At 69.9% G+C, this 25,128-nt stretch carries 22 protein-coding genes; 7 read left to right on the top strand and 15 right to left on the bottom strand.

Annotation, left to right across the window (positions count from 1 at the left end):
• Positions 1 to 40 precede the first annotated feature (40 nt).
• The 7 genes from WS92_RS16425 to WS92_RS16395 all read left to right on the top strand — a co-directional run bounded on the left by WS92_RS16425 (position 41) and on the right by WS92_RS16395 (position 7,103).
• A complete protein-coding gene (locus WS92_RS16425) occupies positions 41 to 979 on the top strand; it encodes a UDP-2,3-diacylglucosamine diphosphatase (RefSeq protein WP_006025084.1) in 939 nt (312 codons plus the stop codon).
• A gap of 21 nt (positions 980 to 1,000) precedes the next feature.
• Positions 1,001 to 2,035 (top strand): glycosyltransferase family 4 protein, encoded by a 1,035-nt coding sequence (locus WS92_RS16420; RefSeq protein ID WP_015601507.1) that lies wholly within the window; start codon positions 1,001 to 1,003, stop codon positions 2,033 to 2,035.
• Positions 2,036 to 2,043: 8 nt separating this feature from the next.
• Complete coding sequence (locus WS92_RS16415; RefSeq protein WP_059934730.1) at positions 2,044 to 2,589, top strand: diacylglycerol kinase; 546 nt, start codon at positions 2,044 to 2,046, stop codon at positions 2,587 to 2,589.
• Positions 2,590 to 2,783: 194 nt separating this feature from the next.
• On the top strand, positions 2,784 to 3,503 hold the full coding sequence (locus WS92_RS16410; protein WP_006025081.1) for a TetR/AcrR family transcriptional regulator: 720 nt from the start codon (positions 2,784 to 2,786) through the stop codon (positions 3,501 to 3,503).
• The gene (locus WS92_RS16405) at positions 3,500 to 4,087 is read left to right on the top strand and encodes an LOG family protein (protein WP_006025080.1); all 588 of its coding nucleotides are present in this window, start codon (positions 3,500 to 3,502) and stop codon (positions 4,085 to 4,087) included. Before WS92_RS16410 ends, WS92_RS16405 begins: the two co-directional genes overlap by 4 nt.
• Positions 4,088 to 4,139: 52 nt before the next feature.
• On the top strand, positions 4,140 to 4,898 hold the full coding sequence (locus tag WS92_RS16400) for an SDR family oxidoreductase (protein ID WP_015600657.1): 759 nt from the start codon (positions 4,140 to 4,142) through the stop codon (positions 4,896 to 4,898).
• A gap of 306 nt (positions 4,899 to 5,204) precedes the next feature.
• A complete protein-coding gene (locus tag WS92_RS16395) occupies positions 5,205 to 7,103 on the top strand; it encodes an ArnT family glycosyltransferase (protein WP_059934729.1) in 1,899 nt (632 codons plus the stop codon).
• An 80-nt stretch (positions 7,104 to 7,183) separates the two neighbouring features.
• Here WS92_RS16395 and WS92_RS16390 read toward each other — a convergent pair whose 3' ends face one another.
• From WS92_RS16390 to kdpF, 15 genes are all read right to left on the bottom strand, one after another.
• The gene (locus WS92_RS16390; protein ID WP_082744134.1) at positions 7,184 to 8,491 is read right to left on the bottom strand and encodes an MFS transporter; all 1,308 of its coding nucleotides are present in this window, start codon (positions 8,489 to 8,491) and stop codon (positions 7,184 to 7,186) included.
• A 227-nt stretch (positions 8,492 to 8,718) separates the two neighbouring features.
• A complete protein-coding gene (locus tag WS92_RS16385) occupies positions 8,719 to 10,122 on the bottom strand; it encodes an amidase (RefSeq protein WP_006025076.1) in 1,404 nt (467 codons plus the stop codon).
• A 240-nt stretch (positions 10,123 to 10,362) separates the two neighbouring features.
• Positions 10,363 to 11,004: a DUF924 family protein gene (locus WS92_RS16380; protein WP_009911768.1), complete on the bottom strand. Its 642-nt coding sequence runs from the start codon at positions 11,002 to 11,004 to the stop codon at positions 10,363 to 10,365.
• A complete protein-coding gene (locus WS92_RS16375) occupies positions 11,001 to 11,732 on the bottom strand; it encodes an alanyl-tRNA editing protein (protein ID WP_059934727.1) in 732 nt (243 codons plus the stop codon). The genes WS92_RS16380 and WS92_RS16375 overlap by 4 nt, the downstream gene beginning before the upstream one ends.
• A gap of 111 nt (positions 11,733 to 11,843) precedes the next feature.
• On the bottom strand, positions 11,844 to 12,254 hold the full coding sequence (locus tag WS92_RS16370; RefSeq protein ID WP_059934751.1) for a group II truncated hemoglobin: 411 nt from the start codon (positions 12,252 to 12,254) through the stop codon (positions 11,844 to 11,846).
• 76 nt (positions 12,255 to 12,330) lie between these two features.
• Positions 12,331 to 14,943 (bottom strand): ABC transporter permease, encoded by a 2,613-nt coding sequence (locus tag WS92_RS16365; RefSeq protein WP_059934726.1) that lies wholly within the window; start codon positions 14,941 to 14,943, stop codon positions 12,331 to 12,333.
• On the bottom strand, positions 14,940 to 15,557 hold the full coding sequence (locus tag WS92_RS16360) for a DUF4126 domain-containing protein (RefSeq protein ID WP_006025071.1): 618 nt from the start codon (positions 15,555 to 15,557) through the stop codon (positions 14,940 to 14,942). The genes WS92_RS16365 and WS92_RS16360 overlap by 4 nt, the downstream gene beginning before the upstream one ends.
• A 191-nt stretch (positions 15,558 to 15,748) precedes the next feature.
• Entirely contained in the window at positions 15,749 to 16,069 is a 321-nt protein-coding gene (sugE, locus tag WS92_RS16355) for a quaternary ammonium compound efflux SMR transporter SugE (protein WP_009911759.1), read from the bottom strand.
• 130 nt (positions 16,070 to 16,199) lie between these two features.
• Entirely contained in the window at positions 16,200 to 16,496 is a 297-nt protein-coding gene (locus WS92_RS16350) for a putative hemolysin (RefSeq protein WP_009911758.1), read from the bottom strand.
• An 85-nt stretch (positions 16,497 to 16,581) separates the two neighbouring features.
• Positions 16,582 to 17,280 (bottom strand): two-component system response regulator KdpE, encoded by a 699-nt coding sequence (kdpE, locus tag WS92_RS16345; protein WP_009911757.1) that lies wholly within the window; start codon positions 17,278 to 17,280, stop codon positions 16,582 to 16,584.
• Positions 17,273 to 20,302 (bottom strand): sensor histidine kinase, encoded by a 3,030-nt coding sequence (locus WS92_RS16340; RefSeq protein WP_059934725.1) that lies wholly within the window; start codon positions 20,300 to 20,302, stop codon positions 17,273 to 17,275. Before WS92_RS16340 ends, kdpE begins: the two co-directional genes overlap by 8 nt.
• A gap of 128 nt (positions 20,303 to 20,430) precedes the next feature.
• Positions 20,431 to 21,012 carry a potassium-transporting ATPase subunit KdpC gene (gene kdpC, locus WS92_RS16335; protein WP_015602432.1) on the bottom strand — a complete coding sequence of 194 codons (582 nt, stop codon included), beginning with the start codon at positions 21,010 to 21,012 and terminating at the stop codon, positions 20,431 to 20,433.
• Between the two features lie 12 nt (positions 21,013 to 21,024).
• Positions 21,025 to 23,136 (bottom strand): potassium-transporting ATPase subunit KdpB, encoded by a 2,112-nt coding sequence (gene kdpB / locus WS92_RS16330; protein WP_061083865.1) that lies wholly within the window; start codon positions 23,134 to 23,136, stop codon positions 21,025 to 21,027.
• A gap of 67 nt (positions 23,137 to 23,203) precedes the next feature.
• Complete coding sequence (kdpA, locus tag WS92_RS16325) at positions 23,204 to 25,012, bottom strand: potassium-transporting ATPase subunit KdpA (RefSeq protein ID WP_059934723.1); 1,809 nt, start codon at positions 25,010 to 25,012, stop codon at positions 23,204 to 23,206.
• A complete protein-coding gene (gene kdpF, locus WS92_RS16320) occupies positions 25,009 to 25,101 on the bottom strand; it encodes a K(+)-transporting ATPase subunit F (RefSeq protein ID WP_004550719.1) in 93 nt (30 codons plus the stop codon). Before kdpF ends, kdpA begins: the two co-directional genes overlap by 4 nt.
• Positions 25,102 to 25,128 lie beyond the last annotated feature (27 nt).

Below are 25,128 nucleotides of genomic sequence, written 5' to 3'. Positions count from 1 at the left end.
ATGGCGCAATGCCGATAACGTCAACCGGCGCGAGTCATGCATGGGCAAAAAAACGTCCGCGACCTCCTTCTTTCGTGATCCTGCTGGCCTGCACGCCGCCAGCGCTTTCCTGTCCGGCTCGGCGGCGAGCGACACGCTCGCGCCGGCCCGCCCTCCCGCCGCGAGCGCCACGCGGCACGACGACAACGAGCCCGCGTCGCACCGCTACCGGACGATCTGGCTGTCGGACATCCACCTCGGCACGAGCGGCTGCCAGGCTGGCTACCTGCTCGATTTTCTCAAGCACAACGAATCGGAGTACCTGTACCTCGTCGGCGACATCATCGACGGCTGGCAGCTCAGAAAAGGCTGGTACTGGCCGCAGGCGCACAACGACGTGGTGCAGAAGGTCCTGCGCAAGGCGAGGAAGGGCACGCAAGTCGTCTACATTCCCGGCAACCACGACGAAGCCGCGCGCCAGTTCTGCGATCTCGCGTTCGGCGAGATCCACGTGCGCGGCGAGGCGTTCCACACGACGCTCACGGGCAAACGTTTGTGGATCGTGCACGGCGATCTGTTCGACGGCGTGATCCAGCACGCGAAATGGCTCGCCTATCTCGGCGACACGCTGTACACGCTGATCCTCGTGCTGAACCGCTGGTTCAACCGGATCAGAAGCCGCTTCGGCTTCCAGTACTGGTCGCTGTCGCAATACCTGAAGCACCAGGTGAAGAACGCCGTGAACTTCATTTCGTCGTTCGAAGCAGTGATGACCGACGAAGCGCGCCGCCGCGGCTGCGACGGCGTCGTTTGCGGCCATATCCACAAGGCCGAGATCCGCGACATCGACGGCGTGCTGTACTGCAACGACGGCGACTGGGTCGAAAGCCTGTCCGCGCTCGTCGAGACGATGGAGGGCGAACTGAAGGTCGTCTACTGGACCGTGATGCGCACGCCGCCCGCCGCGCTGTCGCGCAAGACCAAAGCCGCCACCGCCTGATCCCCTCTAGGACTGCCTGCGATGAAAATCATGATCGTCACCGATGCGTGGGAGCCGCAAGTCAACGGCGTCGTGCGCACGCTCAAGAGCACCGCGCGCGAGCTCACCGCGCTCGGCCACCGCGTCGAGCTCGTCACGCCGCTCGAATTCCGCACGGTGCCCTGCCCGACCTATCCCGAAATCCGCCTGTCGATCCTGCCGTACCGGCGGCTGCGCGAGCGCCTGAGCGCGTTCGAGCCGGACGCGCTGCACATCGCGACGGAAGGCCCGCTCGGGCTCGCCGCGCGCCGCTACGCGCGCGCGCGCAAGCTGCCGTTCACGACCGCATACCACACGCGCTTTCCGGAGTACGTGCAGGCGCGCTTCGGCGTGCCGCTGTCGGCGACCTACCGCTTCCTGCGGTGGTTCCACGGCGCGTCGCTCGCGGTGATGGCGCCGACGCCCGTCGTCAAGGACGACCTCGAGCGCTTCGGCTTCGACAACGTCGTGCTGTGGACCCGCGGTGTCGATCTCGACGTCTTCCAGCCGATGGAATCGAAGGTGCTCAACACCGCGCGGCCGATCTTCCTGTATGTCGGCCGCGTCGCGATCGAGAAGAACGTCGAGGCGTTCCTGAAGCTCGACCTGCCCGGCTCGAAATGGGTCGCGGGCGAAGGGCCCGCGCTCGCCGAGCTCAAATCGCGCTATCCTGAGGCGAATTACCTCGGCGTGCTGACGCAGGCGGAGCTCGCCAAGGTATACGCGGCGGCCGACGTGTTCGTGTTCCCGAGCCGCACCGACACGTTCGGGCTCGTGCTGCTCGAGGCGCTCGCGTGCGGCACGCCCGTCGCTGCGTATCCGGTGACGGGGCCCGTCGACGTGCTCGGCAGCGGCGGCGCGGGCGCGATGAACGACGACCTGCGCGAAGCATGCCTCGAGGCGCTGAAGATCGCTCGGCCGCATGCGCGCGCGTGGGCCGAGCGCTTCTCGTGGCGCGCAGCGTCCGAGCAGTTCGCATCGCACCTGAAGCCGCTGCCGAAATCCGCCTGCCCACACACCGAAGGCGCAGCCGTTTGAAACCAGCCATGCGCGCGAAAGCGCCCCCTGCCGGCTCGTCGCGAAAGCCGGCCACATCTGCCGGCGCGACGCGTCCCGCCCACGTCCGCCTCGCGCCGTCTGAAACGCACGAGCCGCCCGAACCGCACGAGCCGCTCGGCCCGGACGATCCGCTCGCGCTGCCGCACAACCCGTACAAGGGCAATCGCGGCCTGATGCGCGCGTGGTACGCGCTCAAGAATTCATACAACGGCTTTCGCGTCGCGATCCGCGAAGAGAGCGCGTTCCGGCAGGAGCTCACGCTCGCGGCGATCATGCTGCCGATCGCCGCGTTCGTGCCCGTCGAGCCGGCGTCGCGTGCGCTCCTGATCGGCACCGTGCTGCTCGTGCTGATCGTCGAGCTGCTGAACTCGAGCGTCGAGACGGCGATCGACCGGATCTCGCTCGAGCGCCACGAGTTGTCGAAGCGCGCGAAGGATCTCGGCAGCGCGGCCGTCACGGTCGCGCTCTGCGCGTGCGTGGCCACCTGGGGCCTCATACTCGGCCCGCTCGTCTGGCACAAGCTCGCCGGCTAGACGGGGCGCGGCGTTTTGCGCTTGCGTGCGACGCAGCACCGCCGGGTATGCCCCGATGACGAAATACGCCGGACGCGCAAGGTAGCGGTTTATAATCGCCCGACAGCCTTCAAAACAGCAACCCGAGCCGGACTACGATTCACGCAGCAGTATTGGCAGCGCCCGCCTGTCCGGCAAACACAGGGCCGGACGACATGGAAGCGAAACCTCCCCGCCGCACGCGCGAACGGATACTTGAGTTGTCGTTGAAACTCTTCAACGAGATCGGCGAGCCGAACGTCACGACGACGACGATCGCCGAGGAAATGGAAATCAGCCCAGGCAACCTGTACTACCATTTCCGCAACAAGGACGACATCATCAACAGCATCTTCGCGCAGTTCGAACAGCAGATCGAACGGCGCCTGCGTTTTCCCGAAGATCATCGGCCGACGATCGACGAAACGTGGTCGTACCTGCAGTACATGGCCGACTTCATGTGGACCTATCGGTTCCTCTATCGCGATCTGAACGATCTGCTCGCGCGCAACCGCACGCTCGAAACGCACTTCAAGCAGATCATCAGCCACAAGGTCCGCTTCGCGCGCGAGATGTGCGAGCTGCTCGCGGCCGACGGCGAGCTCGTCGCGACGCCCGCCGAGATCGAGGTGATCGCGACCAACATGGCCGTGATCGCCACCTACTGGCTGTCGTATCAATACGTGATGCATCCGCGCAAGTACAACGATCAGGACGCGATTCGCGAGGAGCTGCATCAGGTCAGCATGCACGTGATCTCGGTGATCGCGCCGTATCTGCGCGGCCGCTCGCGGCAGATCTTCGACGATCTCGTATCGGGCAAGCTGCCGAAGCGCGAGTTCCACGACTACCTGCCGCCGCGCGACGGTTCGCCGCGCAAGGACGCGAAGCAATGAAGAGCGTCTGCGTCTATTGCGGTTCGGCCAACGGCGTGAAGCCCGTCTACACGGAAGCGGCGCGCGCGTTCGGCCGCGCGCTCGCGAACGCCGGCCTCACGCTCGTCTACGGCGGCGGGCGCGTCGGCCTGATGGGCGTGATCGCCGATGAAGTGATCGTGTCGGGCGGGCGCGCGATCGGCGTCATCACGGAGCTGCTCTACGACAAGGAAGTCGGCCACACCGGCTTGACCGAGCTGCACGTCGTGCCCGACATGCATCATCGCAAGAAGATGATGGCCGAGCTCGCGGACGCGTTCGTCGCGATGCCGGGCGGCGCGGGTACGCTCGAGGAGTTCTTCGAGGTCTACACGTGGGCGCAGCTCGGCTATCACCGCAAGCCCGTCGCGCTCTATAACGTCGACGCGTTCTACCAGCCGCTCATCGCGCTCCTCGAGCACACTGTCGACGAAGGCTTCATGCAGCGCACGTACTTCGACGCGCTGTGCATCGACGCCGCACCCGACGCGCTCATCGATCAGCTCGCCCGGTATCGTCCGCCCGCGCGCGACAAATGGACGTTCGTGTCGGAGCAGGACGCGTGAGCCGGCGCGACGCTTCGTGCACGCGCGAGGCGCCTGGGCCGAGGTCCAAGCAATGACGAATCCGTCCGCCAAAGTCGTTCTCATCACCGGCGCGAGCCGCGGCATCGGCCGCGCGACCGCGCTTCTCGCCGCCGCGCGCGGCTGGTCAGTCGGCATCAACTACGCACGTGACGCGGCAGCCGCCGACGCGACCGCCGACGCGGTGCGCGCCACGGGCGCGCAAGCGTGCGTCGTGCGCGGCGACGTCGCGAACGAAGCCGACGTGATCGCCATGTTCGACGCAGTGCAGTCCGCGTTCGGCCGGCTCGACGCGCTCGTCAACAATGCGGGAATCGTCGCGCCGTCGCTGCCGCTCGCCGACATGGACGCCGCGCGCCTGAAACGCGTGTTCGACACCAACGTGCTCGGCGCGTATCTGTGCGCGCGCGAGGCCGCGCGGCGGCTGTCGACCGATCGCGGCGGCGCGGGCGGCGCGATCGTCAACGTGTCGTCGATCGCCGCGCGGCTCGGCTCGCCGGACGAGTACGTCGACTATGCGGGGTCGAAGGGCGCGGTCGACACGTTGACGCTCGGCCTCGCGAAGGAACTCGGCCCGCACGGCGTGCGCGTGAATGCGGTGCGCCCGGGCCTCATCGCGACCGAGATCCATGCGAGCGGCGGCCAGCCCGGCCGTGCCGAGCGGCTCGGCGCGCAGACGCCGCTCGGACGCGCAGGCGACGCCGACGAGGTCGCCGAGTCGATCGTCTGGCTGCTGAGCGACGCGGCGTCGTACGTGACGGGCGCGCTGCTCGACGTCGGCGGCGGGCGCTGACGCGCAGGCGGCGGCGCGCCGCGCCCGCCGACGTCCGCCAGTCTTATCCTTTCCGGCAAGCCGCCGCGCCATCCGGGCCCGCAATGTTTCGCGCTACGAAAGTTCCTCGCGCCCGCATACAAAACTTCACAATTCTCTGCACTCTTTACAGATTTTCTCCACAATTTCCGTAAACGTTCGTAACAGTCCCGTGGTTTACTAACGGCGACTGCGGCGTATGCCGCGCACATCGCTCCCGCCCTCTCGCGGCCCGAAATCGGCCGGACCCACGCAGTCCGGCCGGCACACACGAAGAGATCACCCAGCATGCAGGGAAATGCCACGCCCGGCAGCCGGCGCGCGCCCGCTTCCGCACATCACGCCGGCCCGCCCGAAAATCACTCGCGCTCGCCGTCCGCCGTGGCGCTCGCCGCCGCCGCGCCCGGCGCCGCGGGAACAGCCGCCGGATCGCGCGGCGCGGCGGCGGACCGCACGCCGCTCGCCGGATTGCGCGCGTGGCTCGTCGCCGCGGCCGTGCTTTGCGCGTACTTGTTGCCGGGCGTCCTCGGCCACGATCCTTGGAAGCAGGACGAAACCTACACGTTCGGCATCATCCAGCACATGCTCGAAAGCGGCGACTTCGTCGTGCCGACCAACGCGGGGCAGCCGTTCCTCGAAAAACCGCCGCTGTACGACTGGGTCGCCACCGGCCTCGCGTGGCTCTTTTCCCGCTACCTGCCGCTGCACGACGCGGCACGGCTCGCGAGCGCGCTGTTCGCCGCACTCGCGTTCGGCTTCACCGCCCGCGCCGCGCGCATCGCGACGGGCGCTGCGCGCTGGCTCGAACTGCCGGTGGTCGGCGCCGTCGCGCTATGCGCGGGCTCGCTCGTCGTCATCAAGCATTCGCACGACCTGATGACCGACGTCGCGCTGATGGCGGGCACCGCGATGGGCTTTTGCGGGCTGCTCGAACTCGTGATCCGGCACGCCGGCGGCGCGAACGGCGCCGACGCCGCCCACCCGCCCGCGAACCGCTTCGCGGCCCCCCTCTTCGGCCTGGGCGTCGGCGTTGCGCTGATGTCGAAGGGCCTCTTCGTGCCGCTCGTGTTCGGCGCGACGCTCGCCGCGACGCTCGTTCTCTACCCGGCCTGCCGCAGCCGCGCGTTCTTTCGCTCGCTCGCGATCGCCGCGCTCGTGTGCGCGCCGTTTGCGCTGATCTGGCCGACCGCGCTGTTCCTGCGCTCCGAATCGCTGTTCCTCGTCTGGTTCTGGGAAAACAACGTCGGGCGCTTCTTCGGCTTCTCGGTGCCGACGCTCGGCGCCGAAAACGACAAACCGCTCTTCATCTGGCGCGCGCTGCTGACGCTCGGCTTTCCGGCCGCGCCGCTCGCGCTCGTCGCACTCGCGCGCGGCCTCTGGCGCGACTGGCGCGCGCCGCGCGTCGCGCTGCCGCTTGCGTTCACGGGCGTCGGAATGGTCGTGCTGCACATCTCCGCGACGTCGCGCCAGTTGTACATCCTGCCGTTCATCGCGCCGCTCGCGCTCGTCGCCGCGCAGGCGATCCCGCGCCTGCCGCAGCGGCTGCATACCGCGTGGGACTATGCGAGCCGGATGCTGTTCGGCATCGCCGCGGCGCTCGTGTGGATCGTCTGGTCGCTGATGTCCGATCACAATGGCCCGCGCGTCGGCTTGCAATCGCTCGGCCGCTGGCTGCCGCTCGACTGGACGATGCCGATCGAGCCCGCGCTCGTGCTGTCCGCGCTCGCGATCACGATCGGCTGGGTCGGCCTGCTGCCGTCGCTGCGGCTCGCTGGCAAATGGCGCGGCGCGCTGTCGTGGGCGATGGGCGCGCTCGTCGCGTGGGGGCTCGTCTACACGCTGCTGCTGCCGTGGCTCGACGTCGCGAAGAGCTATCGTTCGGTGTTCGAAGATTTGAATCGCCGGCTCGCGCTCGAATGGAACGACGGCGACTGCATGGCGAGCGTCAATCTCGGCGAATCGGAAGCACCGATGCTCTATTACTTCTCCGGCGTGCTTCACCAGCCTGTCGCGCAGCCGAATGCGAGCGCCTGCACGTGGCTCATCGTGCAGGGCACGCGCGCGAACCCGCCCGAGCTCGGCGCCGAATGGAAGCCGTTCTGGGCAGGCGCCCGGCCCGGCGACGATCAGGAAATGCTGCGTGTCTACGTGCGCACGCCGACCGCGGCAACCGTCGCCCATCCTTGATGCCCGCGGCGCGCGGCAGCCCATGCCGTCGCGCAGGATCGCCTCCCAGGCACGCGCGGCACGCGCCGACGCCGCACCGGCTAGGGCCTGCTCACGCTCATAACGGGCTTGCGCCTGCCCGGCCAGGTCTCGGCGGCAAGCCAGCCGGCCGCGATGCAGATCGCGTTCGCGACGAGCAGATAACCGGTCGGCGCCATCGGGTTGCCGGTGGTGCCGATGAGCCAGGCGACGATGCTCTGCGCGGTGCCGCCGAACAACGACACCGCGACGGCGTAGACGATCGAGAATCCCGTCGAGCGCACGCGCTGCGGGAAGCTCTCGGCGATCAGCACGATGAGCGCCGCGCCGCTCATGCCGTGCAGGCCGGACAGCACGGTCAGCGTGACGAGGAACACGGCGGGCGTCGGACGCGAGACGATCAATTGCAATGCCGGAAAGATCAGCAGCAACAGCAGCACGCGCGGCCAGATCAGGACCGCACGGCGGCCGACGCGATCCGACAGGCTGCCGCCCGCGAGCGAGCCCACGGCGAGCGCCGCGCCCGTCGCAAACGTCGCGAGCATCGCGACGCCGCCCGGCAAATGCAGTTCGGTCAACGCAAACGTCGTCATGTAGTTGAGGAAATACTGCGTGATCGTGCTGCCGAGCAGAATCATCAGGCCGACCGCGATCGGCCGCCGATGCCGCGCGCTCAGCTCGCGCAGGATGTCGCGCGTCGAGCCGTACGCGCGGTGCGCGTCGATCGTGTCGGACAGCCGGCGGCGGATGTAGACGCCAATCGGCAGCGCCAGCAGGCCGAGCGCGAACGGCACGCGCCAGCCCCACGCGTACAGGTCGGCTTCGGGCAGAGCGAGCGTCAGCGCATAGCCCGCGAGCCCCGCCGTGACCGCCGCGAAGCCCTGCGTCGCGACCTGCCAGCACACGTACGCGCCGCGCCGCCCAGGCGGCGCGGCTTCGAGAATGTAGGTCGTCGCGGGCCCCGCCTCGCCGCCCCATGCGAGCCCCTGGACCAGCCGCGTGACGACGAGCAGGATCGGCGCCGCGACGCCGATCGTCTCGTATCCCGGGAGCACGGCGATCGCGCCCGTGCCGACCGCCATCATCACGAGCGTCAGCATCATCGCGGGCTTGCGGCCCGCCCGGTCCGCATACGCGCCGATCACGAGCGCGCCGAGCGGCCGCACGACGAAGCCGAGCCCGAACACGGACACCGATAGCAGCAGGCTCACGAACGGGCTCTTCGCCGGAAAGAACGCGTGGCCGATCATCACCGCGAAAGTCGCGTAAGCGCCGAAGTCGAAGAATTCGACCGCATTGCCGAGCGCAACCGCCGCGACGTTGCGGCGGGCGCCGGCGCGCGTCGCGGCCGCGCCGGCCGCGTCGATCATGCCGGCCGGCCGCTCGGGTGCCGGTGGGCAAGCGGGTTCAAGCAGGTCTTCCATGAAGCGTCCTCGATCGAAGCGACGACGATACCGGCCGCGGGTGCGGCGCGAGCGGTGCGAGCGGCGCAAAAGGCATGGGCGTCAGAACCGCGGGCGGCATCACGATGAACAGGCGAAAAAACGAAAAAACGGCGCGGGAGCCGGCGAAAAGCGCGCGGCGGCACACGGCGCGTTCAGTCGCACCGTCGCGGCGGCGCCGGCCAGCGCGGCATCTCGCCGCGCCACGCCTCATACGCGCGGCCGAGCTGCAGCACGAGCCGGTCGGCGAAGCGCGGCCCGACGATCTGCAGGCCGATCGGCATCCCGTTGCGCGCGAAGCCGCAGTTGATCGACAGCGCCGGCTGCTCGCCCATGTTCCACGGAACCGTGAACGCGATGTGCTCGAACGGCCGCGCCGGATCGTCGGTCGGCCCTGCCCACTCGGCCGGGAAGCCGGCGACGACGTTGGTTGGCGACAGCACCGCGTCGACCGCCTGGAACAGGCGCGCGGCCGCCGCGCGCATCTCGAACGTCGCGCCGAAGCCGCGCACCGCATCGATGCCGGACACCGACGCGCCCTGCCCCGCCCACGCGACGATATACGGCAGGATGCGCTCGCGCGCCGCGGCCGGCAGCCGTTCGAGATCCGCCCATAGCCGCGCCTGCCAGAAACGGTCGAGGCCGTCGAGCATCGCGCGCGACAGCACGGGCGGCGCCGCGACGATCCGCGCGCCGTGCGCGGCGAAGTGCCCGGCCGCTGCTTCCACCGCGGCGACGATCTCCGGCTCCGGCGCGATTCCGCAGCCGGCGTCGAGCATCAGGCCGATCCGCATGCCCTTGACGTCCGCCGGCGCGATCGACCAGTCGATCGCCTCGGGCGGCAGGCTCGTCGCATCGCGCCAGTCCGGCCGCGACAGGAAGCGCATCAGCAGCGCGGCATCGTCGATCGTGCGCGTCATCGGCCCCGCGCAGCGGCCCGTGTAGTACGGATCGATCGGAATCCGCCCGTTCGACGGCTTGAAGCCGACGATCCCGCACCAGCCGGCCGGCAGACGGATCGACCCGCCGATGTCGGTGCCGACGTGCAGCGGCCCGTAGCCCGCGGCCGCCGCCGCGGCCGCGCCGCTGCTCGAGCCGCCCGGATTCAGATCGAGCCGCCACGGGTTGCGCGTGATGCCGTACAGGCTCGACAGCCCCGACGACAGCATTGCGTAATCGGGCACCGTCGTCTTGCCGATCACGATCGCGCCCGCCTCGCGCAGCCGCGCCGCGGCGGGCGCGTCGACAGTCGCGGGCGGTGCGTCGGCGGCCGCGGCCGAGCCATGCGCCACCCGATCGCCCTGCGTCGCGATCAGCTCCTTGATCGTCACCGGCACGCCGTCGATCTCGCTGAGCGGCGCGCCCGCGGCCCAGCGGCGCGTCGCCGCGAGCGCCTGCTCGCGCACTTGCGCCGGATCGAAGCGGCACAGCGCGTTCAGATGCGGCTCCCAACGGGCGATGTGGTCGAGCAGCGCGTCCGCGTAGTCGGCGGGCGTCGCGCTGCGGTTCTTGAACCGTTCGGAAAGCGAGCAAGCAGTCAGGTCGAGCAGCTCGGACATGGTATCGGCCTCGCAAGGTTGGAGGCGGGTGGTCGGGCCTTCGTCCGCGGCCGCCCGTCATCGGTGGAACTCACGATAGCAACGCAATAACGGCAATGAATCGCGCGATCGATGTCGAATCGCTCGCACATGCTTCGATCCCCCCGCCTCGCGGCGGACCGCGTCGTTCGCAGCGACAGCGGGCGGATCGAGTGCGCATCGGGCACGCGCCGCCGCGCTCGCGCTCACGGCGGCGCGCGCTCAGAATGACGAGCCGGGCTCCTTCAGGAACGCGACTTCCGCGTCGGTCGACGGCCGGCCGAGCAGCGCGTTCCGATGCGGAAAACGCCCGAAACGCTCGATCACGACCGCATGGCGCAGCGCGTAGCCGTGATAGCCGGCGCAGCCCGCTTCATCCTTGATCTGCGCGCAGAGCCGCACCGCCTCGCGCTGGCTGTCGGGCGACTCGTCGTGCTCGAACGGCAGATACGCGAACGCGCGGTGGTGCCCCGTCGGCAGCGCGCGGTCCCCGCCCGACGCGACGAGCGCCTTCGCATGCGCGAGCGCCGCGCGGTCGGCCGCGAACGCGAGCGGCGTGCCCCGATGGATGTTGCGCGAGAACTGGTCGAGCACGACGATGAGCGCGAGCGCGCCGAGCGGCGTGCGCGCCCATGCGTCGAGCTCGCCCGCCTTCGCCGCGTCGGTGAGCGCGCCGAATCGCTCGCGCAGTTGCGCGTCGAACGCCGGGCCGCCGCCGAACCACATCTTGCGCGCCGTGCCGAACGCCGGATCGTCGGGCGCGCCGAACCAGAAATCGAGCACGTCGCGCGCGCGGGGATCGAGCGACGCCCGATCGCGCGCCGCGGCTTCGCACACGCCGCCGCCCGCGTGCGGGGCCGTCATGCGAGCTCCAGCACGAGACGGCGCGTGCGCGCGCTTTTCTTCTCGAGCTTCGCGACGCGCAGCGCGCCGATCTCCGCCGTGTTGTGCACATGCGTGCCGCCGCAAGGCTGCAGATCGACGCCTTCGATCCGCAGCAGGCGCACGCGCCCGAGCCCCATCGGCGGCTTCACGCTCATCGTGCGCACGAGTTCCGGGCGCGCGGCCATTTCGTCGTCGGTGATCCATTCGGTCGTCACCGGATGCGCGCCGCCGACGAGTTCGGCAAGGCGCGCCTCCACGAGCTCGCGATCGATCGGCTCGACCGTCGCGAAATCGATCCGCACGTAATCGGCGGTCACGCTGCAGCCGTCGACCGGGTATGGCAGCACCGCGCACAGCAGATGGCTCGCCGTGTGCAGCCGCATCCGGCGGTGCCGCGGCGCCCAGTCGATTTCGGCGACGACCGCATCGCCCGGCCTCACGCCCGAAGCGAGCGGCGCCTGCCCCGGCGCGAGCACGTGCACCGCGTCGTCGGGCGTCGCGCCGTCGAACCTCGCCTTGCGCGTGTCGGCGACGGCAAGCGCCGCGCCGCCCGCGAGCGTCAGCGTGCCGGTATCGCCCGCCTGGCCGCCGCCGAGCGGATAGAACACGGTTCGATCGAGGTGGATGCCGGCTTCGTCGACGGCGGTGACCACCGCGTCGCAACGCGCCAAATAAGCGTCTTCGCGAAAGAGGGCTTGAGTAGCCATGGGGCGTCTCGGATGTCGTTATCGGTGATCGGGGCGATCAGTATGCGGTGCGCCGCGCGCGCCGCGACAGGCACAATTGCGCGCGGCGCGCACGGCAAGCGTACCGGAATTTCAACCGGGACGGTTTCGCATCCAGTCGGCCGTGTCGTGGAACGAGTGCATCAGCCGCTCGCGCAGCGGCTCGCCGAGCCCCACGTCCTGCATCGCCCACGCGATGCAGCGCAGCCACTGGTCGCGCTCGGCCGACGCGATCGGAAACGGCAGATGCCGCGCGCGCAGCCGAGGATGGCCGAAGCGCTCGATGTAGTGATCGGGCCCGCCGAGCCAGCCGCACAGGAACCAGAACAGCTTGTCGCGCGAGCCGTCGAGCGTCGGCGGATGCAGCGCGCGAATGCCGGCGAATTCGGGCTCGAGGTCCATCAGGTCGTAGAAGCGGTCGACGAGCTCGCGCACGCGCGCCTCGCCGCCCACGAGTTCGAACGCCGTCGGTTGCGACGGCGCGTCATCGGTGACATCGGTCATACGGAAATCGGTCGAATCGAAAAACAAATCAGGAAATGAACGAGCGGATCGCTCGAAGATACCGCGAGCGCGCGCTTCATGCATCGCGCAGCGACTGCAGCGCCGGCCTGCGCAGCACGCCGCGCAGGCCGAGCCACCCCGCCGCGCCCGCGCACGCGACGCCCGCCGCGATGCCGGCCGGCACGAGCCACGGGTCGGGCGCGAGCTGGAAATCGAACACGCGCGACGCGAGCACCGCGCCGACCGCGAGCGCGCCCGCCGCCGCCATCGCGCCCGCGAGCACGCCGACGACGGCGAACTCCGCGCGCTGCACGGCGGCGATCTGCCTGCGCGACGCGCCGAGCGCGCGCATCAGCGCGGCTTCACGCACGCGCTCGTCGCGCGAGCCGGCGAGCGCCGTATACAGCACGAGCACGCCCGCCGCGAGCGTGAAGCCGAACAGGAACTGCACCGCGCCGATCACCTGCAGCAGCACGCGCTCGAGCTGCGCGAGGATCGGCCCGACGTCGATCGCCGTCAGGTTCGGATACCGCGCGATCAGGCCGTCGAGCACGCGCTGCCGCGCGGCCGGCAGGTGGAAGCTCGTGATGTAGGTCGCCGGAAAATCGCGCAGCGCCGCGGGCGGCATCAGCACGAAGAAATTCACGCGGAACGTCCCCCAGTCGAGCTTGCGCACGCTCGTCACCGGCGCGTCGACGGTGAGGCCCGTCACGTCGAAGCGCAGCGTGTCGCCCGTCTTCACGCCGAGCGTCTTCGCGAGCCCCGCTTCGATCGAGATCTGCGGCACGCTCGATGCGCCGAACCAGTCGCCCGCGACGAGCCGGTTGTCCTCGGGCAGCCGTGTCGTGTACGACAGGTTGAACTCGCGGTCGACGAGGCGGCGCGCGTCGTCGCTCCGGTAATCGTCCGGATTCACCCGCTTGCCGTTCACCGACACGAGCCGCCCGCGCACCATCGGCGACAGCGCCGGATTCGCGATGCCGTTCGCCGCGAGATAGCGGACGACGTCGTCGCGCTGGTCGGGCTGGATGTCGATCAGGAACTGGTTCGGCGCGTCGGGCGGCGTCGACTGCCGCCAGCCGGCGACGAGATCGTTGCGCGTGATCGCGATGAGGAGCAGGCACATCAGCCCGAGCGCGAGCGCGGTGATCTGCAGCGCGCTCGCCGCGCCGCGCCGGTCGAGCGACGCGAGCGCGTAGCGCCAGCCGAGCCCCGCCGCGACGCGGCCGTCGCGCACGAGCCGCGCGAGCGCGAACAGCGCGAGCCGCGCGACGAGCGCGAACAGCACGAGGCTGCCCGCGAAGCCGCCCGCGACGATGAGGCCGAGCGTCAGGTTGCCCGCCGCCGCGATCAGGAGCGCCGCGAAGAGCGCGATGCCCACCGCGTAGCCCGCCCACGCGACGCGGCCGGCGTCGCCCCATTCGCGGCGCAGCACGCGCACGGGCGGCACGCGCGTCAACGGCGCGAGCGGCGGCAGCGCAAAGCCGAGCAGCAGCACGAGCCCCGTCGCGACGCCGATCGCCGCGGGCCACACCGAAGGCGGCGGCAGCACGACGTCGATCAGGCTGCCGAGCGCGCGCAGCAGCACGAGATGGCCGACGTAGCCGAGCGCCGCGCCCGCCGCGCCGCCCGCGACGCCGAGCAGCGCGAATTCGATCGCGAACAGCGCGGACAGCGTGCGCCGGCTCGCGCCGAGGCAACGCATCGCCGCGCAGCCGTCGAGATGGCGGCGCATGTAGCGCTGCGCGGCCATCGCGATCGCGACGGCCGCGAGCAGCGCCGTCAGCAGCGCGACGAGCGTGAGGAAATGGCGCGCGCGGTCGAGCGTCTGCCGCACCTGCGGCTGCCCTTCCTGCAGCGATTCGAGCGCGACGCCGCGCAGCTTGCCGCCGTCGACGCGCGCATGCGCGTAGCGCGCGAACCGCTCGACGGCCGCATCGTCGCCCGCGACGAGGAGCCGGTACGTGACGCGGCTGCCGTAGCCCGTGAGCCCCGTCGATTCGAGCTCGTCCGCGCGCAGCATCACGCGCGGCGAGAAATTGACGAACGAGAAGCCCCGGTCGAGCTCGCGGGTGATCGCCGCGCCGATCGTGAACGTGCGGCCGCCGACGCGCAGCGCGCCGCCGACCTTCAGATGCAGCGCGTCGAGCAGCGACGGGTCGACCCAGACGGTGCCGGGGGCCGGAATCGAACCGGCGGCGCGACCGGGCCCGTTCGCATCGGGCGCGATCTCGACCGCGCCGCGCAGCGGATAGCCCGTGGACACCGCCTTCACGGCCGCGAGCCGCACGGGCGGCGAGCCGCCGCTTGCGCCGGACGTACCGGACGCGGCGGCAGGAGAATCGGGCGGATTGGCCGCGCCGACCATGCTCGGGAAGATCGCGGTCGTCGCGGTCGCGAGGCTAAGCGATCGCGCCTCGCGCGCGAACGCCGGATCGACCGGATGATCGGCCCGCACGACGAAATCCGCGCCGAGCATCCGGCGCGCGTCGCGCTCGAGCCCCTGGCGCAGCCTGTCGGCGAGAAAGCCGACGCTCGTGAGCGCCGCGACGGCCAGCACGAGCGCGAGCGCGACGAGCGTCAGCTCGCCCGCGCGCCAGTCGCGCAGCGTCATCCGCCCCGCCTGGCGCAGCAGATCGGCGACGCCGAAGCGGCGGCCGGCCGGCATCGTTTTGCCCGCCGCCGTCAATCGCGCTTGCTCCCGATCGAATTCAGCCGCGACACCATGTGGTTCGCCATCCCGCGAAAGCCGCCCGACACGCCGCGCCAGAGGCGCGGCAGCGCCCACGCGGAGAACGCGAGAAAGCCGATCATCAGCGCGATGAACACGAGCGGCGCGAAGAACGCGAGCGCGAGGCCGCCGACCGTGAGCCCGTCTTCCGTCGTCGACGCGATCCAGTTCGAGATCGGCTCCGGCGACAGGTTGATGAGCGCGCGCGTGCCTGCCTTCGCGATGTGCGCTGAGCCGGCGAGCGTGCCGCCCGCGAGGCCCGCGGCCACGAGGAGCGCGGGATCGGCGTGGCCGAGCGACGCCGCCGCGAGCACGGCGCCCGCGGGAATCCGGATGAACGTGTGGACCGCGTCCCACAGCGAATCGAATGCGGGAATCTTGTCGGCGAGGAATTCGGCGACCGCGAGCACGGCGGCCGCGCCGATCACCCACGGCGACGTCAGCACCGCGAGCGCGTCGGGCAGGTGGATGAGGCCCGCGCGCGCGAACACGCCCGCGATCAGCACGGTGAGATAGAGGCGCAGGCCGCTCGCCCACGCGAGCCCCGCGCCGAGCGAAATGGCTTCGACCATGTGCCGCCTCCTTGCGCAATGCGCGCGGTTCGAGGGCGGACCGCGCCCGAGCCCGGGCGAAGCGGCCCATCGACCCGCCTGCCCCGCCGGTTCGCGCGCGGCGGCGGGACGTTGTCAAATGGATTTCGCTTCATTATAGACGCGCGCCGCGCGCAACCGCCGCAGCGCCGACGGCGGGGCAAACCCTGCGCTCAGCCCGCCGACGACAGCTTCAGGCCGACGAGCCCGACGACGATCAGCGAAGCGCTTGCAATCCGCGCGAACGTCGCCGCTTCGCCGAGCATCACGATCCCGAAAATGAACGCGCCGACGGCGCCGATGCCCGTCCAGACCGCGTATGCGGTGCCGAGCGGCAGCTCGCGCATCGCGACGGCGAGCAGGCCGAAGCTGCCGAGCGCGGTGACGATCGTGAAGACGGACGGGCCGACGCGCGTGAAGCCCTCGGACGATTTGAGACCGGCCGCCCACGCGATTTCGAGCAGACCGGCGATGAGAAGCCACAACCAAGGCATGCGGAGACTCTCCGTGAATCAAATGGGGTCGTCCCCGTTGGACATCGGCGGCCCAGGGTCGTCCCCGGGCCGCGAAAGTATAACAAGCGGCTTACAATCCTGCCGGCCGGGCCCGCGCCGGCCCGCTCCGTCACTTCGACGCGGGTTTCCTGTCGCGCTGCGCGATCGGCCAGCCGTGCGCATCGAGCTGCACGCAGCGGTCGTCGCGATAGAGCGCCCATTCCTCGCACTCGCGCCCGTCCCTGAACGCGCAGATTCCATACTGGCCGCGCGGGCCGTCGTGGATCACCACCTTGCCGCCCAGCTTTTCGCAATTCACCGACGCCGGATTCGCGAGCGTGGTCGACTGATTCGGCGGCAACGGCTGCGCGAGCGCCGTCGCGGCGGCGATGCCCAATGCGCAACCGAACAGTAGACGGACGAGCATGGCTGACCTCCTCATGTTGTTTGTCGAGCATTCAGCATAAGAGAAAAATGCTCGCCGCGGCGCCGGAAGAACGGGCGCGGCGGCGTCAGCCCGTGCCGACGAGCCGGTAGCCGACGCCCGTCTCGGTCACGATGTGCTGCGGCTGCGCGGGATCGGCCTCGAGCTTCTGCCGCAGATGCGCCATGTAGATCCGCAGGTAATGGTGGCTCTCGACGTGCGTCGGCCCCCAGACGTCGCGCAACAACTGGCGATGCGTGAGCACGCGGCCCGCGTGCCGCACGAGCGTCGCGAGCAGCCGGTACTCGAGCGGCGTCAGATGCACGATCTCGCCGCCGCGCCACACCCGCCGCAGCGCGAGATCGACGCTCACGTCGCCGAACCTCACGACCGGCGACTCGGCCGCGCCGCTCTGGTTGCGCCGCCGCAGGTGCGCGCGGATCCGCGCAAGCAGTTCGGAGACGCCGAACGGCTTCGTCAGGTAGTCGTCCGCGCCCGCGTCGAGCGCGGCCACCTTCTCCTCCTCGTGCGTGCGCGCCGACAGCACGATCACCGGCATCTCGGACCAGCCGCGCAGCTCGCGGATCACGTCGAGGCCGTCGCCGTCCGGCAGGCCGAGATCGACGATCGCGAGGTCGGGCTTGCGGGTCGCGGCCTCGATCAGGCCCTGGCGGCCCGTCTCGGCGTCGAATACCGCGATCCCCTCTTCCTCGAGCGCGCTGCGCACGAAACGGCGGATCTGTTTTTCGTCTTCGATCAGGACGACGGTAACGGTCGGTTCACTCATGGGCATGCGGATGTTCGTTGGCTACGGGTGCCGGTGCGCTGCCGTCGCATCGCGGCGCGGACGCAGGCGCGGCCTGGCCGGGCACAGCGCGGACGCGCGGGTCGGCGGGTTCGTCGGGCGCGCGATCGCCAGTTTCACGCGCATCGGCGGCGCGATCGCCGGGCGTGTGCTCGCCGGCGTCGTGCTCGCCGGCGGCCGCCTCGCCCGCACCGCCTGCCTCGTCCGCAGCTTCGCCCGCTTCGTCTTCCGGCACGTCTTCGCCGGCGCCGGGTTCGGGCGGCGGCGTGTCGACAGGCAGCGTGAACCAGAAGCGCGCGCCCTCGACCTTGCCATCCGGCCCGGGCCGGTTGAGCGCACCGATTTTACCGCCGTGCGCGTCGACGATCGCGCGGCAGATCGCGAGCCCGAGGCCGATGCCGGGCGTCGCCGATTCCTTCTCGCCGCGCGTGAATTTCTCGAAGATCCGCGCCTCCATGCCGGCCGGCAGCCCCGGGCCGTGGTCGTCGACGAACACGCGCACGAACGGCCGACTGTCGTCGATGATGCGCTCCGCGCCGATCTCGATCGGCGTGTCGAGCGGCGTGTACTTCGCCGCGTTCTCGAACAGGTTCGCGAAGAGCCGCTCCATCAGCACCGCGTCCATCTGCAGGAGCGGCAGGCCGGCGGGCAGCCGCACGCGCGCCGGATGACGCGCGAGCACGCGCTTGCACGCGGCGAGCGCCGCGCCGACCGTCTCCTCGAGCAGTGACCACTGGCGCTTCAGTTGCAGGCTGCCCGCCTGCAGCCGCGCCATGTCGAGCAGGTTCGTGACGATCCCCGTCATCCTGAGCGCCTCGTCGTGGATCGATTCGACGAGTTCGTCCTCGCGCGCGGACGAGGCGCCGCCGCCGCGCGCCGCGCCGCGCGCGTTCGCGAGCATCGACGACAAGCCGACGATCGCCGTGAGCGGCGTGCGCAGATCGTGCGAGATCGCCGACAGCAGCGAGTTGCGCAGCCGCTCCGATTCCATGTTGACGAGCGCGTCGCGCGCGATCTCGACGTAGTGAACGCGCTCGACCGCCAGCGCGATCTGCGCGGCGAACGCGTCGAGCATCCGCTGCTGCTCGGGCACCTCGAGCTCGCCCGGGTCCTTCGTGACGACGGCGAGCACGCCGCGCGTGCGCATCGGCGCCTTCAGCGGCAGATAGAGCGCGGTGGCCGCGGGCAGCGTGTCGGTGCCGTGCCCGGCCGGCTTCTGCTGGTCGTACACCCATTGGCCGACGTCGATGTCGAGCGCCGCGCCCGTGATCGTCACCGCCTCGTCGGGGTTCTCGATCTTCTGCTGGACCTTGTCGCCGCTGTCCGGCAGCAGGATCGCGACGCGCGCGCGGAACACCTCGGACACGTGCCGGCTGCCGATCTCGACGATCTGCTCGGCCGTGAGCGCGGCCCCGAGCTCGCGCGCCATCGCGTACATCGCGCCCGTGCGGCGCTCGCGCCGCTGCGCGAGCGCCGCGCCGCGCGTGAGGCTCGACGTCAGATGGCTGATCACGAGCGACGTGAGCAGCATCCCGAAGAAGGTCAGCAGGTACTGCGTGTCCGTCACGGAGAACGACATCCGCGGCGGCACGAAGAAGTAGTCGAACGCGGCGACCGACAGGAACGACTGCACGACGCCCGGCCCGCGCCCGAGGCGCACCGCCGAGAACACGACGCCGAGCAGGTACAGCATCACGAGGTTCGTCAGGTCGAGATGGTCCTGCAGCAGGTTCGCGACGCCCGTGATCAGCGCGCAGATCGCGGCCGCGTAGCCGTAGTTGCGCGGCGCCGAGCGGCCGACGACGACGCTCGAGAACGCGTCGCGCCACGCGCGCGCGCCCGGGTCGAGCGGCGTGCGCGCGTCCTCGCCTGCCGACGCGCGGATCAGCATCAGGTCGACGTCGCCCGCGCGCTCCGCGAGCTGCTCGCCGAACGGGCGCGAGAAACGGCGCAGGAAGCCCGCCTTCGACGAGCCGCCCGCGACGATCTTCGACACGTTGCGCACCTGCGCATAGCCGATCAGCGCGGCCACCGCGTCCGCGCCCGTGAGCGTCGCCGTCTCGGCGCCGAGCTCGGCCGCGAGCTTCAACGCGTTGAGCGTGCGCTGCCGGATCGCGTCGGGCAGCCGCGCGAGCCGCGGCGTCTCGACGTACACCGCGAGCCAGTCGGCCTTCAGGCTCGCCGCGAGGCGCGCGGCCGCGCGCACGAGCGTGGGCGCCTCGGGCCCCGCGCCCACGCACACGAGCAGGCGCTCGCGCGCCTGCCAGATCCGCTGGATCGAGCGGTCCGCGCGGTACTCGCGCATCTGCGCGTCGACGCGGTCGGCCGTGCGGCGCAGCGCGAGCTCGCGCAGCGCGATCAGGTTGCCCTTGCGGAAGAAGTTGCGCACCGCCCGCTCGGCCTGCTGCGCCATGTAGACCTTGCCTTCGCGCAGCCGGCTCAGCAGCTCCTCGGCGGGCAGGTCGACGAGCGTGACTTCGTCGGCGACGTCGAACACGCGGTCGGGCACGGTCTCCCACACGCGGATGCCCGTGATCGCGCCGACCACGTCGTTCAGGCTCTCGAGATGCTGGACATTGACGGTCGTGTAGACGTCGATGCCCGCGTCGAGCAGTTCGTACACGTCCTGCCAGCGCTTCAGGTGGCGCGCGCCCGGCACGTTCGAGTGCGCGAGCTCGTCGACGAGGACGAGCTGGGGGTGGCGCGCGAGCGCCGCGTCGAGATCGAACTCGCCGATCGTGCGGCCGCGATAGTCGATCTGCATGAGCGGCAGCACGTCGAGCCCGTCGAGCAGCGTCGCCGTCTCGCTGCGGCCGTGCGTCTCGACGATGCCGACGACGACGTCGACGCCCTCCTGCTTGCGCGCGCGCGCGGCGAGCAGCATCGCATAGGTCTTGCCGACGCCCGCCGACGCGCCGAAGAAGATCTTCAGCTTGCCGCGCTGCTGTTTTTCCTCTTCCCGCTGGATCTTGTCGAGAAGCTGGTCAGGATCGGGACGGTTCATGCGAGGCCGAGGTCTCCGGTTGGCGGCTGAATTTCATTGTCGTTCCAAAACGCCCCAAAAGGAAAGGACGGCGCGTCGAACGCGTCGTCCGGAACTCGGAACGGCGCGCGGCGGCGCGCCGCGCTTCTTCAATGCGCGGTCTGCGCGGCGTCGAGCGCGAGATTGAGCTTCAGCACGTTCACGCGCGGCTCGCCGAGCACGCCGAACTGGCGGCCCGCCGTATTGTCGGCGACGAGGCGGCGCACGTCGGCCTCCGGCAGCTTGCGCGCATGCGCGACGCGCGCGACCTGATAGTCGGCCGCGGCGGGGCTGATCTCCGGATCGAGGCCGCTCGCCGACGCCGTCACGAGATCGACGGGCACGGGCTGCGACAGATCGGTGCCCGCCGCCTTCAGCGCGTCGAGGCGGCCCTTCACCTGATCCTTCAGCGAAGGGTTCAGCGGCCCGAGATTCGAGCCGCCCGAGCCCGTCGCGTTGTACGGCATCGGGCTCGTCGCCGACAGGCGGCCCCAGAAGTACTGCGGCGCGTCGAACTGCTGGCCGATCAGCGCGGAGCCGACGACCTTGCCGCCCTTCTCGACGAGGCTGCCGTTCGCCTGCGACGGGAACACGGCCTGCCCGAAGACCGTCATCACGGCCGGATACGCGAGCCCCGTGACGGCGGCCAGCACGACGAACACGACGATGAGCGGACGAAACAGTGATTTCATGACGATGTTCCTTTAAACCCAGCCGAGCGCGGCGAGCACCACGTCGATCAGCTTGATGCCGACGAACGGCACGAGAATCCCGCCCAGCCCGTAGACGAACAGATTGCGGCGCAGCAGCGCCGCGGCGCCGAGCGGACGGTACTTCACGCCCTTCAGCGCAAGCGGAATCAGCAGCACGATGATCAGCGCGTTGAAGATCACGGCCGACATGATCGCCGACGCGGGCGTTGCGAGACGCATCACGTTCAGCGCGTTCAGTTGCGGATACGTGGTCGCGAACGCTGCCGGGATGATCGCGAAGTATTTCGCGATGTCGTTCGCGATCGAGAACGTCGTGAGCGAGCCGCGCGTCATCAGCATCTGCTTGCCGATCTCGACGATCTCGATCAGCTTGGTCGGATTCGAGTCGAGGTCGACCATGTTGCCCGCTTCCTTCGCGGCCTGCGTGCCGGTGTTCATCGCGACGGCGACGTCGGCCTGCGCGAGCGCCGGCGCGTCGTTCGTGCCGTCGCCCGTCATCGCGACGAGCCGGCCCGCCGCCTGGTGCTCGCGGATCGTCGAGAGCTTCGTCTCGGGCGTCGCTTCCGCGAGGAAATCGTCGACGCCCGCTTCCGCCGCGATCGCCGCGGCGGTGAGCCGGTTGTCGCCCGTCACCATCACGGTCTTGATGCCCATCTTGCGCAGCTCCGCGAAGCGCTCCTTGATGCCGCCCTTCACGATGTCCTTCAGCTCGATCACGCCGAGCACGCGCGCGGCCTCGCCCCGCTTCTCTGCGACGACGAGCGGCGTGCTGCCGCGGCGCGCGACGTCCGTCACCGCGCTCGACACCTCGGCCGGGAAGCGTCCGCCGTGGCTCTCGACGTACTTCTTCACCGCATCGGCCGCGCCCTTTCTGATTTCGCGGTCCGGCGCCCCGGCGGAAGTCCCCGTGGGGGACAGGTCGACGCCGCTCATGCGCGTCTGCGCGGAGAACGACAGGAACACCGCGTGCAGCGCGCCCATGTCGCGCTGGCGAATGTTGAAGCGCTCCTTCGCGAGCACGACGATGCTGCGGCCTTCCGGCGTCTCGTCGGCGAGCGACGACAGTTGCGCGGCGTCGGCGAGCATCACCTCCGTCACGTCGGGCGCGGGCAGGAACGCCGACGCCTGCCGGTTGCCGAGCGTGATCGTGCCCGTCTTGTCGAGCAGCAGCACGTCGACGTCGCCCGCCGCTTCCACCGCGCGGCCCGACGTCGCGATCACGTTCGCCTGCATCATCCGGCTCATGCCAGCCACGCCGATCGCGGACAGCAGGCCGCCGATCGTCGTCGGGATCAGGCACACAAGCAGCGCGACGAGCGCGGTGATCGTCACGACGTGGCCCGCCTTCATCGCGTCGACCGAGAACATCGAGAACGGCAGCAGCGTCGCGGTGGCGAGCAGCATCACGATCGTCAGCGCGACGAGCAGGATCGTGAGCGCGATCTCGTTGGGCGTCTTCTTGCGCTTCGCGCCTTCGACCATCGCGATCATCCGGTCGAGGAACGCCTCGCCGGGGTTCGCCGTCACCCTGACGACAATCCAGTCGGACAGCACGCGCGTGCCGCCCGTCACCGACGAGAAGTCGCCGCCCGATTCGCGGATCACGGGCGCCGATTCGCCGGTGATCGCCGATTCGTCGACCGACGCGACGCCTTCGATCACCTCGCCGTCGGCGGGAATCGTGTCGCCCGCCTCGATAAGCACGACGTCGCCGCGGCGCAGGTCCGACGCCGTCATGATGCGCACGGGCGACTTCGGATGCGGCTCGTTGAGCTTCTTGGCCATCACGTCCTTCTTCGCGCTGCGAAGCGACGCGGCCTGCGCCTTCGAGCGGCCCTCGGCGAGCGCCTCGGCGAAGTTCGCGAACAGCACCGTGAACCACAGCCACAGCGCGACCGCGAGAATGAAGCCCGCGGGCGCCTCGGCCTGCCCCATCAGCGCGGCGATCCAGAGGATCGTCGTCAGGATGCTGCCGACGTACACGCAGAACATCACCGGGTTGCGCAACTGCGTGCGCGGCGTGAGTTTCTTGAACGAATCGACGATCGCCGGGCGCACGAGCGCCGGGTCGAACATCGATCGCGTAGCGGAATGTTGAGTCATTGCAATCCTCAGATGCGCATCGCCAGTCCAGTGGCTTTGCGCGAGTCCTCTCGTGTCGTATGCGTGTTCAATGCGCGCCGACGAACAGCATCAGGTGTTCGACGCCCGGGCCGAGCGCGAGCGCCGGCACGTACGTGAGCGCGCCGACGAGCAGCACCGTGCCGAGCAGCAGCACGACGAAGAGCGGGCCGTGCGTCGGCAGCGTGCCGCTCGTCGCGGCGATGCGCTTTTTCGCGGCGAGCGAGCCCGCGATCGCGAGCACCGGCACGATCGTGCCGAAGCGGCCGAACCACATCGCGATCGCCGTCATCCAGTTGTAGAACGGCGTGTTCACCGAAAGCCCCGCGAACGCGCTGCCGTTGTTGTTCGCGGCCGAGCTGAACGCATACAGGATCTCCGAGAAGCCGTGCGGGCCGGGGTTCGCGATGCCCGCGCGGCCTGCGTCGGCGAGCACGGCGATCGACGTGCCGACGAGCACGAGCAACGGCGTGAGCAGCACGACGATCGACACCATCTTCATCTCGTACGACTCGATCTTCTTGCCGACGTACTCGGGCGTGCGGCCGATCATCAGGCCCGCGACGAACACCGCGAGGAGCGCGAACACGAGCATCCCGTAGAGACCGGAGCCGACGCCGCCGAAGATCACTTCGCCCAGTTGCATCAGCAGCATCGGCACGAGGCCGCCGACGGGCGTGAGCGAATCGTGCATCGCGTTCACGGCGCCGCACGACGCGGCCGTCGTCGCGACGACGAAGATGCCCGTCTGCGCGATGCCGAAGCGCGTTTCCTTGCCTTCCATGTTGCCGCCCGCCTGCAATGCGCTCGCCGTCTGATCGACGTTCAGCGATGCGAGCACGGGCGTGCCGCCCTGCTCGGCGCTCGTCTCGATGCCGATCGCCACCGCGAGCGCGACCGTCATCGCGGCGAGCACCGCGACGCCCTGCCGGCGGTCGCCGATCACGTTGCCGAACACGAGGCAAAGCGCGGCCGGAATGATCAGGATCGAGAAGATCTCGAGGAAGTTCGAGAACGGCGTCGGGTTCTCGTACGGATGCGCGGAGTTGCCGTTGAAGAAGCCGCCGCCGTTCGTGCCGAGCATCTTGATCGCTTCCTGAGAGGCGACCGGGCCCATCGCGAGCGTCTGCGACTTCACGGGCGTCGTCACCGTCACCGGGTTGCCCTGCGCGTCCTTGAGCGGATTGCCCTGCGCGTCGAGCTTCGGCGCCGCGTAGGTCGTCGCCTGCAGCGTCGGCACGTCCTGGTACGCCTTCATGTTCTGGATCACGCCCTGGCTCATCAGCAGCGCGGCGATGATCGCGGCCATCGGCACGAGCACGTACAGCGTCACGCGCGTCACGTCGACCCAGAAGTTGCCGATCGTTTGCGCGGTGTGGCGCGCGAAGCCGCGGATCAGCGCGATCACGACGACGATACCCGTCGCCGCCGACAGGAAGTTCTGCACGGTCAGGCCGAGCATCTGCGTGAGATAGCTGACGGTCTGCTCGGGCGTGTAGTCCTGCCAGTTCGTGTTCGTCACGAACGACACGGCGGTGTTGAACGCGCCGTCGACCGTCATCGGGCCGAAGCCTTGCGGATTGCCGGGCAGCAGGCCCTGCACGCGCAACAGCGCGTAGAGGAACAGCACGCCGAGCGCGTTGAACGCGATCGTCGCGAGCGCGTACTGCTTCCAGCTCATCTCGGTGCGCGGATCGACGCCCGCGATCCGGTAGAGCACGCGCTCGAGAGGGCCGAACACGCGCGCGACGGCCGACGAGCCGTCCATCACGCGCGTCAGATAGCGCGAGACCGGCACCGCCGCCGCGATCAGGACGACGATGAAGATCGCCGTCTGCAACAGGTTGTTCGCGTTCATTCGATGTCCTCCGCGCGCAACAGCGCGTAGACGAGATACGCGAACAGCAGGAACGTCGACGCCCCCGCCAACCACAACATCCAGCTCATGAACGCCCCCCGCGACCGTATTGCGCA

It is taken from the genome of Burkholderia sp. MSMB1588 (assembly GCF_001546925.1).
GTDB lineage: Bacteria > Pseudomonadota > Gammaproteobacteria > Burkholderiales > Burkholderiaceae > Burkholderia > Burkholderia humptydooensis.
This window is presented reverse-complemented; position numbering and strand designations above follow the sequence as displayed.